Source organism: Aquabacterium fontiphilum (assembly GCF_009909205.1).
Classification (GTDB): domain Bacteria; phylum Pseudomonadota; class Gammaproteobacteria; order Burkholderiales; family Burkholderiaceae_C; genus Aquabacterium; species Aquabacterium fontiphilum.
Genome location: NZ_JAAAPN010000005.1, coordinates 25098 through 41399 on the forward strand (window position 1 = coordinate 25098; position 16302 = coordinate 41399).

The 16302-nt window shown below is 65.5% G+C and carries 14 protein-coding genes; 7 read left to right on the forward strand and 7 right to left on the reverse strand.

All coding sequences use genetic code 11. The features are described 5' to 3' along the window. Nucleotides 1–5 precede the first annotated feature (5 nt). The 4 genes from GTZ97_RS06985 to GTZ97_RS07000 all read right to left on the reverse strand — a co-directional run bounded on the left by GTZ97_RS06985 (nucleotide 6) and on the right by GTZ97_RS07000 (nucleotide 4147). Nucleotides 6–830, reverse strand: a complete 825-nt coding sequence (locus GTZ97_RS06985) for an enoyl-CoA hydratase/isomerase family protein (RefSeq protein WP_161649874.1) — start codon at nucleotides 828–830, stop codon at nucleotides 6–8. Nucleotides 831–840: 10 nt separating this feature from the next. Further along, entirely contained in the window at nucleotides 841–2463 is a 1623-nt protein-coding gene (locus tag GTZ97_RS06990) for a carboxyl transferase domain-containing protein (protein WP_161649875.1), read from the reverse strand. Between the two features lie 27 nt (nucleotides 2464–2490). Further along, entirely contained in the window at nucleotides 2491–3195 is a 705-nt protein-coding gene (locus GTZ97_RS06995; protein ID WP_161649876.1) for a TetR/AcrR family transcriptional regulator, read from the reverse strand. A 160-nt stretch (nucleotides 3196–3355) separates the two neighbouring features. Then, nucleotides 3356–4147 carry an SDR family NAD(P)-dependent oxidoreductase gene (locus tag GTZ97_RS07000; RefSeq protein ID WP_161649877.1) on the reverse strand — a complete coding sequence of 264 codons (792 nt, stop codon included), beginning with the start codon at nucleotides 4145–4147 and terminating at the stop codon, nucleotides 3356–3358. 98 nt (nucleotides 4148–4245) lie between these two features. Here GTZ97_RS07000 and GTZ97_RS07005 point away from each other — a divergent pair, with 98 nt between their 5' ends. The 5 genes from GTZ97_RS07005 to GTZ97_RS07025 all read left to right on the forward strand — a co-directional run bounded on the left by GTZ97_RS07005 (nucleotide 4246) and on the right by GTZ97_RS07025 (nucleotide 10535). Then, nucleotides 4246–4713: an acyl-CoA thioesterase gene (locus GTZ97_RS07005; RefSeq protein WP_161649878.1), complete on the forward strand. Its 468-nt coding sequence runs from the start codon at nucleotides 4246–4248 to the stop codon at nucleotides 4711–4713. A gap of 42 nt (nucleotides 4714–4755) precedes the next feature. Then, nucleotides 4756–6660 carry a DNA helicase RecQ gene (recQ, locus tag GTZ97_RS07010; protein WP_161649879.1) on the forward strand — a complete coding sequence of 635 codons (1905 nt, stop codon included), beginning with the start codon at nucleotides 4756–4758 and terminating at the stop codon, nucleotides 6658–6660. Between the two features lie 207 nt (nucleotides 6661–6867). Further along, on the forward strand, nucleotides 6868–7875 hold the full coding sequence (locus GTZ97_RS07015; RefSeq protein ID WP_161649880.1) for a porin: 1008 nt from the start codon (nucleotides 6868–6870) through the stop codon (nucleotides 7873–7875). Nucleotides 7876–8135: 260 nt separating this feature from the next. Then, entirely contained in the window at nucleotides 8136–9218 is a 1083-nt protein-coding gene (locus GTZ97_RS07020) for a porin (protein WP_161649881.1), read from the forward strand. A 246-nt stretch (nucleotides 9219–9464) separates the two neighbouring features. Then, nucleotides 9465–10535: a porin gene (locus GTZ97_RS07025; RefSeq protein WP_161649882.1), complete on the forward strand. Its 1071-nt coding sequence runs from the start codon at nucleotides 9465–9467 to the stop codon at nucleotides 10533–10535. A 16-nt stretch (nucleotides 10536–10551) separates the two neighbouring features. On the opposite strand, the gene metW is transcribed toward GTZ97_RS07025, so the two are convergent. Together metW and metX are read right to left on the reverse strand one after the other, a co-directional pair. After that, nucleotides 10552–11136, reverse strand: coding sequence for a methionine biosynthesis protein MetW (gene metW / locus GTZ97_RS07030; protein WP_161649883.1), 585 nt, complete (start codon nucleotides 11134–11136; stop codon nucleotides 10552–10554). Beyond that, nucleotides 11133–12293 (reverse strand): homoserine O-succinyltransferase MetX, encoded by a 1161-nt coding sequence (gene metX, locus GTZ97_RS07035; protein WP_161649884.1) that lies wholly within the window; start codon nucleotides 12291–12293, stop codon nucleotides 11133–11135. The genes metW and metX overlap by 4 nt, the downstream gene beginning before the upstream one ends. Before the next feature lie 255 nt (nucleotides 12294–12548). Between metX and GTZ97_RS07040 the strand changes: the two genes are divergently transcribed. Further along, nucleotides 12549–14204 (forward strand): FMN-binding glutamate synthase family protein, encoded by a 1656-nt coding sequence (locus tag GTZ97_RS07040; protein ID WP_161649885.1) that lies wholly within the window; start codon nucleotides 12549–12551, stop codon nucleotides 14202–14204. A gap of 19 nt (nucleotides 14205–14223) precedes the next feature. Here GTZ97_RS07040 and GTZ97_RS07045 read toward each other — a convergent pair whose 3' ends face one another. Beyond that, on the reverse strand, nucleotides 14224–14844 hold the full coding sequence (locus tag GTZ97_RS07045; protein WP_161649886.1) for a glutathione S-transferase: 621 nt from the start codon (nucleotides 14842–14844) through the stop codon (nucleotides 14224–14226). A 283-nt stretch (nucleotides 14845–15127) separates the two neighbouring features. Between GTZ97_RS07045 and GTZ97_RS07050 the strand changes: the two genes are divergently transcribed. Beyond that, complete coding sequence (locus GTZ97_RS07050; protein ID WP_161649887.1) at nucleotides 15128–16291, forward strand: DUF898 family protein; 1164 nt, start codon at nucleotides 15128–15130, stop codon at nucleotides 16289–16291. Nucleotides 16292–16302: the final 11 nt, after the last annotated feature.

Below are 16302 nucleotides of genomic sequence, written 5' to 3' on the forward strand. Positions count from 1 at the left end.
GGACCTCAGCTCCCGGTCACCCAGGGCGGTGTACTGCGGGTCAGGAAGGCGTTCAGGCCGGCCTTGCCCTCATCGCTGGCCCGCACGTCGGCGATGCGCCGTGCGGTCACGTCGCGCAGTTCGTGGGTGATCGGCCGACTGCCGATCTCGCGCACCAGGGTCTTGCATTCGCGCACGGCGTTCGGGCCGTTGCGCAGGATGGCGTCGACAATGCCTTGCGTGGTCGTGGCGAGCTGGTCAGCTGTCACCACCTCGTGCACCAGGCCCATCACCTGCGCGCGCTCGGCCGAGAAGCGTTCGGCCGTCACGAAGTAGCGCCGCGCGGCCCGCTCGCCGATGGCGTGGATCACATACGGGCTGATCGTGGCCGGGATCAGGCCGAGCCGGGCCTCCGACAGGCAGAACTGCGCCGCATCGGCTGCCACCACCACATCGCAGCACGACACCAGGCCCACCCCGCCGCCATAGCAGTCACCTTGTACCTCGGCGATCACGGGCACCGGGCAGCAGGTCAGCGTCCACAGCATGTTGGCCAGCCGCGAGGCGTCGCGGTGGTTGTCCACCCAGGTGTAGTCGGCCGTCTGGCGCATCCAGTTCAGATCGGCGCCAGAGCAGAACGCGGTGCCGGTGGAGCCCAGCACCACGGCGCGCAATGCCGCGTCATCCTGAAAGGATGCGAAGACACGCGTCAGCTCGGCCACCGTGTCGGCATGGAAGGCGTTGCGCACGTCGGGGCGGTTCAGGCGCACGGTGGCCACGGCGCCTTGACGTTGCACGTCCAGGTGCTGCAGCGTGGCGAGGTCCAGCACAGGATCAGAAGATTGGGTCATGCGCATCTCCTCACATGCGGAAGACGCCAAAGCGCGTCTCGGGGATAGGGGCGTTCAGGCTGGCGCTCAAGGCCAGGGCCAGCACGCGGCGGGTGTCGGTGGGGCGGATCAGGCCATCGTCCCACAGGCGGGCCGTGGCGTAATAGGGGTGACCTTGCGCCTCGTACTGCGCGCGGATGGGGGCCTTGAAGGCGGCTTCCTCATCGGCGCTCCACGCGGCCGCGCCCTTGAGCCCCGTCTTGGCCTCGATGCCATCGCGCTTGACGGTGGCCAGCACGCTGGCCGCCTGCTCGCCGCCCATCACGCTGATGCGGGCGTTCGGCCACATCCACATGAAGCGCGGATTGAAGGCGCGGCCACACATGCCATAGTTGCCCGCGCCAAAGCTGCCGCCGATGACGACGGTGAACTTGGGCACCTGCGCGCACGACACGGCCGTCACCATCTTGGCGCCCGCCCGTGCAATGCCTTCGTTCTCGACCTTGCGACCCACCATGAAGCCGGTGATGTTCTGCAAGAAAACGAGCGGCACCTTGCGCTGGCAGCACAGTTCGATGAAGTGCGCACCCTTGTTGGCCGATTCCGAGAACAGGATGCCATTGTTGGCCACGATGCCCACGGGCATGCCCTCGATGTGCGCGAAGCCACACACCAGGGTCGAGCCGTAGCGCGCCTTGAACTCGTCGAACTCGGAGCCGTCCACCAAGCGGCCGATCACCTCGCGCACGTCAAAGGGTTTGCGCGTGTCGGTCGGGATCACGCCCATCAACTCGGCCGGGTCGAGCAGCGGCGGGCGGGGTGCCAACAGGGCCAGATCGGGCAGCTTGCGCCAGTTGAGTCGTGCCACGCACTGCCGCGCAATGGCCAGTGCGTGCTCGTCGTTGCGCGCCAGGTGGTCGGCCACCCCCGACAGGCGCGTGTGCACGTCGCCGCCGCCCAACTCTTCGGCGCTTACCTCTTCGCCGGTCGCAGCTTTGACCAATGGCGGCCCGCCCAGAAAGATGGTGGCCTGGTTGGCCACGATGATGGTCTCGTCGCTCATGGCTGGCACATAGGCGCCACCGGCGGTGCATGAGCCCATCACCACGGCGATCTGCGGGATACCGGCGGCGCTCATGTTGGCCTGGTTGTAGAAGATGCGCCCGAAATGATCGCGGTCAGGAAAGACCTCGTCCTGATTGGGCAGGTTGGCACCGCCCGAGTCGACCAGGTAGATGCAAGGCAGACGGTTCTGCTGCGCGATTTCCTGCGCGCGCAGGTGTTTCTTGACGGTGAGCGGGTAGTAGGTGCCGCCTTTGACGGTGGCGTCGTTGCACACCACCATGCACTCCACGCCAGCGACCCGCCCGATGCCAGCCACCACACCTGCGCAAGGGGCAGCGTTGTCGTACACATTGAGGGCGGCGAGCGGGGCGATCTCCAGGAATGGAGAGCCGGCATCCAGCAATTGCGCCACGCGATCACGCGGCAGCAACTTGCCGCGGGCCAGGTGCTTGGCGCGTGCGGCTTCGCCACCGCCCAGGGCCACGGTGGCCAGCTTGTCGTCCAGGTCTGCCACCAGGGCCTGCATGGCGGCGGCATTGGCCTGATACGCCTCGCTGCGCGGGTTCAACTGGGTGCTCAGCACGGGCATGGGGTGGTCTCCGGAATCAGCATGGGATCAGCACGAGGTATGGGCACGCCGCAGGGCGGCCGCCACCTCGTCACGAAAGCGCTGCAGTTGCGCCTTGTCGGCATCGGGCGGCATCAGGGCGCTCCAGATCAGCGTGGTCAGTTGCTCGGCCGTGGTGTCGATGGCGGGGCGGCGAGCCTTGGTGATGGCGTCCCACAGCACATGCTCCATGGCGCCATAGATCAGGTCGCGCAGCAGGCCCAGCGGCATGTCCTGCCGGATCTCGCCAGCGGCCTGTGCCTCGGCCAAGCAGCGCATCAGCGGGGCGGTGTAGCGGCGCTTGCAGTCGGTCAGCACCCGGGCCAGCTCCGGCTCGGCCGGCGCGGCAGCACGGCCTTCGCTCAGCACCAGGGCGCACATGCCCGAGCCATCCGCCAGCAGGGTGACGAGGTGGGCGCGGATCACATGGGCCAGACGCGCATGGGTGCCTTGCAGGCGCGGCACGGCGTCTTCCACCTCACGCGTGATCTCGTCGTACCAGTCCTTCACCACCTGGATGCACAACTCGCGCTTGCCAGGAAAGTAGGTGAAGACGGTGGCCTCAGAGACGCCTGCCTCTTGCGCGATCATGGCCATCGTTGCCCGCTGGTAGCCGTGCGCAGAGAACACCCGACGCGCAGCGGCCAGCAGGTCTTGCTGCCGCAACTGGGATTTGGTGCGCCGGGGTGTGGTGCGGGTGAGGACGGATGACATGTTGAGTCACACTCAGAAAGTGGGGTCATCATGCCATTTCTGCCAATCGACCGCTCGCCTTGTGGTCTAGGGAAGACCCTATAAAAAGGTGAGTGTCTGCCAGAGAGAGAGAAATGAGCAAGGCTCAGAAAGCGCCAATCCTCGCCCTGCTTTTGCCCACTCAGCGCGGCGCCATTCGCAGTGCGCCGTCCAACCGGATCACCTCGCCATTGAGGTAATCGTTCTCGACGATGTGCCGAACCAGGGCCGCGTACTCGGCAGGCTGGCCCAGGCGCGCCGGATGGGGCACGCTGGCGCCCAAGGCATCCTGGACATCCTGGGGCAGGCTGGCCATCATCGGGGTGGCGAAGATGCCGGGAGCGATGGTCACGACGCGGATGCGGTCGCGGGCCAGATCTCGCGCAGCCGGCAGCGTCATGGCTACCACCCCGCCCTTGGAGGCCGCATAGGCCACCTGGCCGATCTGGCCGTCGAATGCCGCCACCGAGGCGGTGTTGATGATCACGCCGCGAGAGCCCTGGGCGCTGTCTTCGCCTGCGCGGGGTGGCGAGGTCAGCATGGCCGCCACCGCCAGGCGCATCATGTTGAAGCTGCCGACCAGGTTCACGCGGATCACCCGTTCGAAGCTCGCCAGGCCGTGCGGGCCCTGCTTGCCGTGCAACTTTTCGCCTGCGCCGATCCCGGCGGCGTTGACCAGCACATCCAGCCGGCCGAAGCGCGTCGTGGCCGCCTGCACGGCCGCCTGGGCTTGCCCCTCATCGGCCACGTCGGTGGCCACCCACAGCCAGCGTTGCTTCTGTGGGTCGAGCGTGGCGAGCGGGTGGGTGTCGGCCGGCGGCTGTCGGTCGGCCACCACCACCTTCGCGCCAGCTTCCCAGGCCATCTTGCAGGCGGCGGCCCCCAGGCCGGAACTGCCGCCTGTGATCAGGGCTACGGTGTCTTGCCATTGCATGTGCGTCTCCTTGTTGTGGTCTGTGGTTTTTAGCATTGGCTCGCGCGCTTGGAAGCGTCGCAGCGCGACAGCCGTGTCGCATGGCATGATCGACCGCCATGAGCCTTGAGACTTCCCTCCCGTCCTGGGACCGACCTGCGCCCTTCACCTTGGCGGTCGAGGTCCAGCCGCCCCACATCGACCTCATGCGCCACACCAACAACGTGGTCTACCTGCAGTGGATGGAAGACGTGGCCTGGGCCCACTCGGCGCATCTGGGGTTGGGGCCGGCGGAGTACGAAGCGCTGGGGCACGGCATGGTGGTGCGCGAGCATGCGCTCACTTACGTTCAGGCCACCCGGTTGGGTGAGCGCTTGCTGTTGGGCACCTGGCTGACGGCGATTGACCGGCTCAACCTGCATCGCCATTACCAGTTCATTCGCCTGGAAGACGGTGCAACCGTGTTCCGGGGGCACACGCACTTCGTCTGTGTCGACATTGCAGAGGGCCGGGTCCGGCGCATGCCGCAGGCTTTTCTTAATGTGTATGGTGCGGCCGTCGCGCCGGGAGGCGTGCCCGTACCCTGAGCGGCGACAATACGCGCTTTGGCCCTTAACCAGCGCCCGCCCGTGTCCCTTTCTGCCAGCCCAACCGCCGACAGCGCCTCGCCCCAAGCCATCCTCCAGGAAGTCTTTGGCTACGCCGCCTTCCGCGGTCAGCAACAGGCCATCGTCGAGCAGGTCGCCGGCGGCGGCGACGCCCTGGTGCTCATGCCCACCGGCGGCGGCAAGAGCCTGTGCTACCAGGTGCCGGCCATCGCGCGTCACCGTCAGGGCCACGGTGTGGCCATCGTCGTCTCGCCGCTGATTGCCCTGATGCACGACCAGGTGGGCGCGTTGGAAGAAGCCGGGGTGCACGCGGCTTATCTCAATAGCAGCCTCAGCTCCGACGAGGCCCAGCACGTCGAGCGCGAAATGATGTCGGGCCGGCTGGTGCTGCTGTACGCCGCGCCCGAGCGGGTCACCACCCTGCGCTTTCAGGCGCAACTGGCCAGCCTGCACGAGCGCGGTTTGCTTAGCCTGTTCGCCATCGACGAGGCGCATTGCGTCAGCCAGTGGGGTCACGATTTCCGTGAAGAGTACCTGCAGCTCAGCCTGCTGCACGAGCGCTTCCCGGATGTGCCCCGCATTGCACTGACCGCCACGGCCGACGACCACACCCGGGCCGACATGATCGAGCGGCTGAGCCTGCACGATGCCCGCGTCTTCATCAGCAGCTTCGACCGGCCCAACATTCGCTACACCCTCGTCGAGAAGGACAACCCCCGCCAGCAGTTGCTGCGCTTCATTCGCGACGAGCACGCGGGCGAGGCGGGGGTGGTGTACTGTCAGAGTCGCCGCAAGGTCGAGGAAACCGCCGAGTGGCTGGCTGGGCAGGGCATTCCTGCGCTGCCGTATCACGCCGGTCTGGACGCGGGCGTGCGCCAGCGCCACCAGGACCGCTTTCTGCGGGAAGACGGGCTGGTGATGGTGGCCACCATCGCGTTTGGCATGGGCATCGACAAGCCGGACGTGCGCTTTGTGGCCCACCTGGATTTGCCCAAGAACATCGAAAGCTATTACCAGGAGACGGGCCGCGCGGGCCGCGATGGCGAGCCGGCCGACGCCTGGTTGACCTATGGCCTGGCCGATGTGGTGAACCAGCGCCGCATGATTGACGAAAGCCCGGCCACCGACGAGTTCAAGCGCGTGCAGCGCGGCAAGCTCGACGCACTGCTGGCGCTGGCCGAGGCGCATGACTGCCGACGCGTGCGCCTGCTTGCCTATTTTGGCGAGGCCAGCGGCCCTTGTGGCAACTGCGACAACTGCCTGACCCCGCCGCGCACCTGGGACGGCACCGAGGCCGCCCGCAAGTTGCTCAGCGGCATCTACCGCTTCTGGCAGCACGGCCAACAGCGCTTTGGCGCGGGCCACCTGATCGACGTGCTGCGCGGCCGCCAGACGGACAAGGTGGCCCAGTATGGCCACCAGTCCCTCACCACGTTTGGCATCGGCGCTGACTTGAGCGAGACCCAGTGGCGGGCGGTGCTGCGCCAGTTGATCGCCCTGGGTCATGTTGTGGCCGAAGGGGAGTACGGCACGCTGGGGCTGACCGATTCGGCGCGCGCGGTGCTCAAGGGCGAGGTGCCCATCGTGCTCAAGGAGGCGAGCGAGCCTCCTGCAGCCAGGGGACGCACAGCGCGTGTTGGTCGTTCAGCCGCCAAAACCGGGGCGCACGAAGCCGACATGGATACCGCCAGCCTGGCGCGTTTCCAGGCCCTCAAGCGCTGGCGTGCCGAGGTGGCGCGCGAGCACAACCTGCCGGCTTATGTCGTGTTCCACGACGCCACCCTGGCCGAACTGGCGCGTCGGGCGCCTGCCAGCCCGGGCGACCTGGAAGGCATCAGCGGGGTGGGGATGAAGAAGCGGGATGCGTATGGCGAGGCGATTCTGAGTGTGCTCGCGGGCGCCGATGTGTCCGATAAGCCGAACTGATTTGGTGCACAAGTTGGGATTCTGTTGCCGGAAGAACACACAAATGGTGCAAAAACTCCCTCTGCAGAGGGGAGGTCGCCTGTTTCTGGTGCGTAAAGATTGAGGGCGGCCGCAAGTCGTGGTGAAAATAAACCTGTTTCGGGTTTTCACCTGACGCACTTTTCGGCGCCCTACCTCCCCCGGGCGCGCACCTAGCAAGGAGAACTCATGTTCAAGAAGAATCTGATCGCTGCCGCTGGCCTGACCATGCTGGCTGCTGCCGCTCACGCTCAAGTGACCCTGTACGGCAATCTGGACGTCGGCGTGGCTCATTCCCGCGTGAAGGTTGCTGGCGATAGCGAGTCGGTGAACTCGGTGGATTCGTCGCTGCTGACCGAAAGCTATTTCGGCCTGAAAGGCTCGGAAGACCTGGGCGGTGGCCTGAAGGCGCTGTTCGTGCTGGAAAGCCCCATTGATGTTGACACCGGCACCGCTTCTGGCAACACCTTCTGGGGCCGCAACGCCTACGTCGGTCTGGCCGGCGGCTTCGGCGCCGTGAAGCTGGGTAACCAGGAAAGCCTGTTCAAGACCGAAGGCGCCGCCTTCAACCCGTTCGGCTCGTCGCCCCTGTTCTCCACCACCAACCTGCTGACCGATGTGACCGGTCTGGGTGGCAGCTGGCAGCACGCTGTCGGCTACACATCGACCAACATGAGCGGCCTGACCGTGTCGGCTCAGTACAGCGCCAAGGAAGGCGCCAAGGGTGGTAACACTGCTGCTTACAGTGGCGGTGCTTACGCGTTGGCAGCCAACTATGCAGCTGGCCCGCTGGCCCTGTCTGCTGTGTATGGCAACGTGAAGTCGACCGACGCAACGGAAGCGAACGTGAAGCAACGCGCTTACCTGCTGGGCGCATCGTACGACTTCGGCGTGGCCAAGGCCTTTGCCCAGTACGGCCGCGACAAGTTCACCGACGTGGGCGGCAGCGACACCGCCAAGTTCTACCAGATCGGTGCGATCGTCCCCGTGTCGGCTGAAGGCGCCGTGCACACGTCGTATGCCCGTACCAAGTTCGACGGCGAGCGTGAGTACCAGTTCTCGCTGGCTTACAACCATGCTCTGAGCAAGCGCACGGGTGCGTATGTTGGTGTGACGCGTATCAAGGGTGAAATCGAAGAAGCGGAAGCCACTGGCCGCGCCACCGTGTTCGGTGTGGGCGTTCGTCACGCCTTCTGATCGACGGCTTGCTAGCTCGATTGCAAAAGCGCCCTTCGGGGCGCTTTTTTTATCGCCGTTGTCCGAATAGGTTGGTTTTTTTCTGCAAAGTGTTGTGTGGGCCCTACGCAAAACCTGTGTTTTGCAGGCTTTCTCTGGCTTGTTTCTTGCTTATTTCAGCCGCGGGGGGCGTTTCCGTCCCACAATCAAACCGAGGTCGATGCCCGCTCCCCGGCATCTCCCCAGTTCGAGTCTGTTCAACCGATTGCTAGGAGAACTCAATGTTTGCAAAGAAGAAGCTGGTTGCTGCTGCCGCCCTGCTGGCCCTGGCTGGCGCCGCCCAGGCTGAAGTGAAGCTGTACGGCATGGTCGATATGTCCGTGGGCTCGTTCGAGAACGCGCACGCGAAAGGCGCGTCCGATCGCGTGACGGCCATCGAAAGCGGCAAGATGATGACCAGCTACTTTGGCATCGCCGGGTCGGAAGATCTGGGTGGCGGCCTGAAGGCTGAGTTCGTGCTGGAGTCCTTTATTGGTGCTGACGCTGGCAAAACCTTGGGTAACAACGCTGGTGGTTTCTGGGGCCGCGGTTCGTTCGTCGCCCTGAGCGGTGGCTTTGGTAAGGTGGCCGTGGGTCAGTACGACAACGCCCTGTTCATCTCGGGGCTGTCTTACAACCCGTTCGGCAGCTCGATGACCTTCTCGCCCACGATGCGTCACTACTACGGTCTGGCCGGCAACTATGGCGCCGCACTGGGCATCGACACCGGCTGGGTTAACTCGGTGACGTATGAAACGCCGACCGTGGGTGGCTTCATGGCCAGCGCCCAGTACTCGCCCAAGGAGTCCAAGAACGTTGATGGTTCGTCGAACAGCTACACGCTCGCCGCCTCGTACAACGCTGGCCCGCTCAGCGCGATGCTGACCTATGCCAACATCGGCTACACCGATGCAGCTTACGCAGCGTATGTCGCCGACCAGAAAGTGTGGGCCCTTGGTGCCAGCTACGATTTTGGTGTAGCTAAGGCCTTCTTGCAGTACACCGACATCAAGTCCGATGCGTCCCTCTCCATCAGTGGCACGCCGCCTGTCGCCAGTGTTACCGACGAGGACGGCGCCAAGGCCAAGATCTACCAAGTTGGCGTCAGTGTCCCCCTGTCCGACAAAGCTTCTGTGATGGCTTCGTATGGTCGCCTGAAGGACAAGGAAGACAACTCTTCCGACAAGGTGCTTTCGATCGGCTACAACTACGTGCTGAGCAAGCGTACCGACGTCTACGGTGTCTTCACCAACAACAGCCAGTCGGGTACGGGCAACACCAAGTCCGGCCAGACCTTCGCTGTGGGTCTTCGCCACAACTTCTGATTGATACGGCTCTGGCCGTCATCTTCAGAAAGAGCGCCCTTCGGGGCGCTTTTTGTTTTGAAGTAAGCAACTGAGTGGCAGAACGACGGGAGGCGACGCACCAGAGTGGGGGCAGGAACCCACAGCGCATCGCTCTTCTCGGAGCTCGCACCGCATTCCTCCCCATTCCTGGGCGGCACGGTTTCTGCATTTTTGTATACCGTTCCCGCATTTGGGGAACGCATTCAACCGTGTCCAGGAGTGTTCATGTCCCTTCAGAAAATACTTGCCCCCGCTGCCTTCGCCGCTTTGGGCATCACGTCGGGCGCGCATGCCCAGTCTTCGTTGCAGCTCTACGGTGTCATCGACATCGCAGCGGGCTCATTTCAGAACAGCTATCTGAGCACCGATGACAACCCCCGTGCCACCAAGGTGGACGGCAACGCCATGATCACCAGCTACTTCGGTATGAGGGGCACGGAAGATCTGGGCGGCGGGCTGAAGGCCGGTTTTGTGCTCGAATCGTTTCTGCGTCCTGACGTGGGTGCATCCGGCCGCTCGGGAGCAGACGTGTTCTGGGGCCGCAACGCCCATGTCTGGCTGCAGAGCGATCTGGGCAAGCTGACGGTCGGCCGCCAGGGCACGCTGCTGTTCACCAACACGCTGAGCTATAACCCGCTGGGCAGCGCCTTCGGCCTGTCGCCGGCCATCCGTCTGACTTTTGGCGCGTTCGGCAACGACAAGACGGACTCCGGCTTCAGCAACACCATCAGCTACAACACGCCGAATCTCGGCGGTTTCACCGGCGCCGTGCAGGTGCAGTTCGGCGAGGATGCCACCAAAGCCGAGGGCACCACGTACGCACTGAGCGCGGCTTACACGGCCGGACCCTTCTCGATCGGCGGCGCTTGGCAGAGCGCCAAATCGGCCGAGGCGCCGAAGGCCAACTTCAACGAGGGCGAAAAGCAGACCTTCGGCATGCTGGGCGTGAGCTATGACGCTGGTTTTGCCAAGCTGTTCGCGCAGTATGGTGAGTTCGGAAACCGTGGTTTCTCGGGCGCCTCGCGCATTGACACCAAGCTGTACACGCTGGGCGCTTCGGTGCCGGTCACCAAATCGGGTTCGGTGCTCGTGGCCTATGGCGAAAGCCAGGAAGAGGCTGTCGAAGGCGGTGTGACGCCTGACACCGACCACAGCATCTTCACGCTGGCCTACACCCACAGCCTGTCCAAGCGCACCACGCTGTACGCCGCCTACATGATGGACAAGGAAGATCCGGACGGCGTGAAGTACAAGACGGGCCACACCTACATGGTGGGCGTGCGCCACGCGTTCTGATCGCGGCGACCGAGGCTCAGCTTCGGTCGAACTGGAAGACGGCGGTGCTGGCCAGCAGGTTGGGCCAGCGCCGCACCACCTGCCCCTGGTGGGTGCCGAACGACGAGCGGATGCGCAGCCCGTTGCGGCGGGCCAGCACCTCGAAGTCGGCAAAGGTGGCCACGCGGATGTTGGGCGTGTCATACCACTGGTAAGGCAGGCTGCGGCTCACGGGCATGCGTCCGCGCAGCACGCTCAGCCGATGCGGCCAGTGGGCAAAGTTGGGGAAGCTGACGATGCCCATGCGGCCAACGCGGGCCGTCTCGCGCAACATGGCTTCGGTGTTGCGCAGGTGCTGGAGCGTGTCGAGCTGCAGCACCACATCGAAGCTGTTGTCGTCGAAGATGCTCAGGCCTTCTTCAAGGTTGCGCTGGATGACGTTGACGCCGCGCTCGACGCAGGCGAGCACCTTGCTGTCGTCGATCTCGATGCCGTAGCCCGTGCAGCCCCGGTGGTCGCGTAGGTAGGCCAGCAGAGCACCGTTGCCGCAGCCGAGGTCGAGCACGTGCGAGCCGGTGGGCACCAGCTCGGCGATCACCTGATGCAAGTCGCGGTCGGTCATGCGCGCAGCTCCTGTGCGATCCGCTTGAAGTAGGCGCGCACCACGCCGTGGTAGCGGGCGTCATCAAGCAGGAAGGCGTCGTGCCCGTGGGGCGCGTCGATCTCGGCGTAGCTGACGTCGCGCCGGTTGTCGAGCAGGGCCTTGACGATCTCGCGCGAGCGCGCGGGCGAGAAGCGCCAGTCGGTGGTGAAGCTCACCACCAGGAAACGGGCCTTGGCCACCGCCAGCGCGGCAGTGAGGTCGCCCCCATGCTCACGTGCGGGGTCGAAGTAATCCAGCGCTCGGGTGATCAGCAGGTAGGTGTTGGCGTCGAAGTAGTCGCTGAACTTGTCGCCCTGATAGCGCAGGTAGCTCTCCACCTGAAACTCGATGTCTTGGGTGCTGAAGCCCGGCATGTCGGCCAGTTGCCGGCCCACGCGCTCGCGGCCGAACTTCTCGTCCATCACGTCGTCCGAGAGGTACGTGATGTGGCCGATCATGCGCGCCACGCGCAGGCCGCGACGGGGCACCACGCCGTGTTCGTAGAAGTGGCCGTGGTGGAAGTCGGGGTCGGTGACGATGGCGCGGCGGGCCACTTCGTTGAAGGCGATGTTCTGCGCCGAGAGGTTGGGCGCAGAGGCCGCCACGATGCAGTGGCGCACTCGCTCGGGGTAGAGCAGGGCCCAGGCCTGGGCCTGCATGCCGCCGAGGCTGCCACCCATGACGGCGGCCAGCGTGTCGATGCCCAGGCGATCGAGCACGCGCGCCTGGGCGTGCACCCAGTCTTCCACCGTCACCACGGGGAAATCTGCTCCGTAGATGCGGCCGGTGTCCGGGTTGGTGTGCATCGGGCCGGTCGAGCCAAAGCAGGAGCCGGGGTTGTTGATGCAGATGACGAAGAAGCGATCGGTGTCCAACGGCTTGCCGGGGCCGATCATGTTGTCCCACCAGCCCTGGCTGCGGGGCAGCGGCTCGCCGTCGTCGCCCGCGTGCAGGCCCGCGGCATGGTGCGAGGCGTTGAGCGCGTGGCACACCAGCACGGCATTGCTGCGGTCGGCATTGAGCCGGCCATAGGTCTCGTACATGAGGGTGTAGTCGCGCAGCACCGCACCGCTTTGCAGCGACAGCGGCGTGCCGAAGTGCATGGAGGCTGGGGTGACAACCCCGAGGGAGGACATGACGCGACTGATCAACCAAATAAAAACGCCGGCCACTGTGACAGGGGGCCGGCGTGCAGCGCCCTTTTAGCAGCATTTCTTGAGCGCCCGCAAGCCGGACAAATCGGCGCTATGGGCGAAGTGTAGCGCCAAACCGCAGGCTCAGCCACCTGTCTCGAATGTCACGATGTAGCGGATCTTTCCCGCCTTGCTGTCTTGACCGAGGCCCGCGCCCTGTCGCTACGATCGTCTGGCGCATAACAAGGAGGCGGTCGCATGCCCCGCTGGTTGATCCGACTCAATGAGCACGTGCCGATCCGGTACGGTATCTGGTTCTTTGCCTGGCTGGGCTTTGTGGGCTGCGCCGGGCTCGCATTGGTCTCGGGCGGGGGAGGGGCGAGCATTGCCGCTGTGTTGCTTGGCGGCCTGGTGTTGCTCGGCTACAGCGACATGCGACAGCGCAGCCGCTCGGTCTTGCGCAACTACCCGGTGATCGGCCACCTGCGTTACCTGCTGGAGTTCATCCGGCCGGAGTTGCGCCAGTACTTCATCGAAAGCGATTCCGAGGCGGCGCCGTTCTCGCGGCAACAGCGCTCGCTGGTCTACCAGCGCGCCAAGGGTGAGCCGGATAAGCGCCCCTTCGGCACGCACAAGGATGTCTCGGCTTCCGGCTATGAGTGGATCAGCCACTCGGTGGCGCCGACCGTGCTGCCCAGTCATGACTTCCGCATCCTGATCGGCGGCGGTGGCACCAGTTGCGCGCAGCCGTATGACGCGAGCCTGTTCAACATTTCGGCCATGAGCTTCGGTGCACTGAGCGCCCACGCCGTGCTGGCGCTCAATGGCGGCGCGCGCAAGGGCCGTTTTGCGCACGACACGGGTGAGGGCTCGATCAGCCGCTACCACCGCGAGCCTGGAGGCGATCTGATCTGGGAGATCGGCTCAGGCTACTTCGGCTGCCGCACGGCGGAGGGCGGGTTCGATCCGGATTGCTTTGCCGCGAACGCCCGTCTGCCTCAGGTGAAGATGATCGAGCTCAAGCTCAGTCAGGGTGCCAAGCCCGGGCACGGCGGGGTGCTGCCGGGGCCGAAGGTGACGCCCGAGATCGCCGAGGCGCGCGGCGTGATGGTGGGGCAGGATTGCGTGTCTCCGGCGACGCACAGCGCGTTTCAGACGCCGCTGGAGATGATGGCCTTCATCGAGCGGCTTCGCGCGCTGTCAGGTGGCAAGCCGGTGGGCTTCAAGTTTTGCGTGGGCCACGTGTGGGAGTGGTTCGCCATGGCCAAGGCCATGCGTGAAACCGGCATCTGGCCGGATTTCATCGTGGTCGACGGAGCGGAAGGCGGCACGGGCGCAGCACCGGTGGAGTTCATCGACCACGTAGGCGCACCGTTGCAGGAAGGGCTCCTGCTGGTGCACAACACGCTGGTGGGCCTGGGTGAGCGCCATCGCGTGAAACTGGGTTGCGCGGGCAAGGTGGTCAGTGCCTTCGACATCGCTCGCATGATGGCGTTGGGGGCCGACTGGTGCAATTCGGCGCGCGGTTTCATGTTTGCGCTGGGCTGCATCCAGGCGCAGAGTTGCCACACCGGACATTGCCCCACAGGCGTGGCCACGCAGGATCCGCTGCGCCAGCGGGCGCTGGTGGTGCCGGACAAGGCCGAGCGGGTGTACCGGTTCCACCAGAACACGCTGCATGCGCTCAAGGAGCTGGTTCAGGCGGCGGGGCTGACCCATCCCAACCAGATCACAGGGGATCACATCCTGCGGCGCGTGTCGGATTTCGAGGTGCGCCGGCTGTCGAACTTGCTGCCTTACCTGCAGCACGGCGAACTGTTGGCGGCCGAGCGCGGCGAGGTGCCGTGGCGGCAACTTGGTTTCGAGCAGTACTGGATGCGCGCTCGAGCCGACTCGTTCGCGCTGCGCGACTGAGCGTTGCGGTGGCCCAGGCTCAGGCCTGCGGCGGCGCCGTGTCGGCGAAGCTTGGGCGCTGTGCGAGCTTGTCGGCCAGCTTGACCAGGTTGGGGTGGTCGTTGCGCCAGGTGACCTGCGGGAAACGGAAATCCAGGTAGCCCAGTGCGCACCCGACGGCGATGTCGGCCAGACTGTAATGGTTGCCGGCGCACCAGGGGCGGTCGCCCAGGCCCTGGCTCATGGCCTTGACGCTCGCGTTCACCTTCTCCAACTGGCGGTCGATCCATGCCTGGCTGCGCTGGGCGTCGGTGCGCCCACTCCAGGTGGATTCCATGCGCGCGAGCACGGCGGCGTCCAGCAGACCGTCGGCCAGGGCTTCCCAGGTGCGCACCTCGACACGCTCGCGGCCGCTCAACGGGATGAGCTTGCCCACGGGCGAGAGGGTGTCCACGTATTCCACGATCACGCGTGAGTCGAAGATGGCCTCGCCGGCTTCCATCACGAGGCAGGGCACCTTGCCCAGCGGGTTGGACTGGGCGATCCGGGTATCGGTCGCCCACACGTCCTCGACCTCGAACTTGTAGTCGAGCTTTTTCTCGGCCAGCACGATACGGACCTTGCGCACGAAGGGGCTGGTGAGGGATCCGATCAGTTTCATTCTGTGTCGTGATGTGTGAATGCGCTGATTCTAGCGATCACGGCTTCGCCCCACCCATCAGGGGGGAGGTGTGCCGGCAACCGAGGTCATCGGCGTTACAGTTGTGTTTCCGATGAACACGTTTTTGGGTGTCCGTTCCGCTGTGCGAGTGATCAGGTTGCCCCACCCCGAAGACCCTGGTTCTTCGCACGCCGAGCCAGCCTCCTGGATGGGCTCGGAGGCGTCGTTTTCGTCGGCAACAGGTGGCGGGGCGCTGGCGTCCTGGCCTGAGCCGATCGGCTCCATGCGCGATTCCGCCGCGGGCGAACTGGACACCCAGCCGTGCGCGCCCGATCTCCCGCCACCGCATTCCGGCGCGCTTCCCAGAGGCGATGTCACGGAATGGCCCGTGACGTTTCGTGCCGATCCGCGCGATTACGCCAGCCTCTGGGCACGCCACCTGATCCTGACTGCGCTGACGCTGGGCGTGTATCTACCCTGGGCGCGACGACATGCTCAGCACTTTTTTTTGCAGCACACCTTCGTGGCAGGTCGGCGGTTCGATCAGGTTGAGTCGCCGCTGGCGCTGGCCCTGCGCCACGGTCTGGGTATGGCACTGGCCCTGGGCGTACTGGCCGCGGTGCGCGGTGCTCTGATGGCGGGCGCGCTGGCCGCCACGGTGGCACTGCTCGTCTGGCCGCTCTGGCTGGGCGCGCGCCAGCAACAGACCCTCTCGGCGCTGCGCTGGGGGCGCCGTCCTCTGACGTTCGTTGCGACGATCCTCGAGGTGTACGCCGCACTGTGGCCCTGGGTGGTGGCCGGTATCGCGCTGGTGTGGTTGGCCTGGTGGGGCGGCGAAGCACCCGCCGACGCGTCGCCGCTGCGCCTGGCGTTGCCCTGGGGCTGCGGTCTTGTTGCGCTGGTGCTGCTGCCAGGAGCGCTGTGGTCCTGGTGGCGGTGTCGGCAGCAGGGCCTTGGGATCGGCCCCTTGCGCTTGAGCTGGCGCGGCACGGTGGGCGATGTGTACCGATTGGCCGGGCGCGTGGCGGTCTGGGCGGTGTTGTGCGGCGCGCTGGTCTTGGCCAGCGTAAGTCTGATCATGGCCGCGTGGCTCGCTCTGGCCGGACGGGTGCCTCTGACCGGCCAGATGATCTTGGCTGCGGGCGGTGGCATGGCCTGGCTGGCCCTGGTCTGGCCATACGTGCAGGCAGCCTCCCAGAACCTGGTGTGGCAGCAAACGGGCTGTCGATATCTGCGTTTTCGTAGCCGTCTGTCAGTATCGGCTTACGTGACGCGACGTGCACGGCGCCTGATCACCTTGGTGTGCACCCTGGGCCTGGCCTGGCCCTGGGTGGCGGTGGAGGCGCGTCGCATGCGGCTCGAGGCCATGACGGTCGTGGCACGTGTCGACCCGGCCACCCTGCGTGCCGCCTGGCGGCCGGGGCGCGCGCAGACGCCTTCGCCGTAAAATGGCGGATT